Source organism: Enterobacter sp. 302C9 (genome assembly GCF_034106085.1).
Taxonomy (GTDB): Bacteria; Pseudomonadota; Gammaproteobacteria; order Enterobacterales; family Enterobacteriaceae; genus Enterobacter; species Enterobacter asburiae_B.
The window spans coordinates 1-753 of sequence record NZ_JAWNBW010000030.1; the positions used below are offsets into that span (position 1 = coordinate 1).

General features: G+C 37.2%; 1 protein-coding gene. It reads right to left on the reverse strand.

Annotated elements, in window-relative coordinates; genetic code table 11:
- The coding region (locus UR289_RS21825) for a hypothetical protein (RefSeq protein ID WP_320711585.1) at positions 1 to 753 on the reverse strand (753 nt) is incomplete at both ends.

Sequence of the window (753 nt, forward strand, 5' to 3'; positions counted from 1 at the left end):
ATCTAATGTTATTCCGTTAGGTAATTGTCCACCATTTAAAGTGTAGTTTGGTATTGTTAAAAACATACTTTTTACTCCTGTGTCAATAAGGACCGTACCACACTGATACCCTTGCCAACCAGTTATTTTGATACATGCTGGCGGTGCTATCCATTCATGTTTATTTTCTTTTGAAGGTTGTAATTTAATAAATGAGAACCCTTCGGCAATATCCTTATTAATTCCAACATATATGCCGTTGCGCGTAAGTTTATAACCATTATTGCTTCCTGAATTTGTGTTTAAAAGAGGATTTGTGTTTGGAGTACTTTCGCTCTGCAAGCTACTTTCTCGATCAAAACCGATGCCCATCATTGATACATGCTCAGGGTTTAGTTCAGGTTTACAATTTCTTGCAAGAGCAAGGCACTGGATTTCGTTAACAGCCAATACTGGGATAATATTCGTAGAAATGTATTTATCCCCATCACCAATAGTAACAGTTGTATTGAGCCAAGATCCAATCATAATACGTCCGGAACTGTTGTACGTGATTTTACCTGGCCTAGGTGATAGCTTACTTGCATTTGGTATTGCAGAAGCTGAAATTACTAAGCCTGTGGAGCCAGTATCAACTACCACCTCTCGTTCAGCGCCGTCTGGAAATGAGACAAATAACTTCGGCGTAGTCGCATCAATATTTAGATTGTCGTTATTGATAAATTTTAAATATACTGAATCATTGTTTTCTGAATAAATCGGATTGCTTATTTT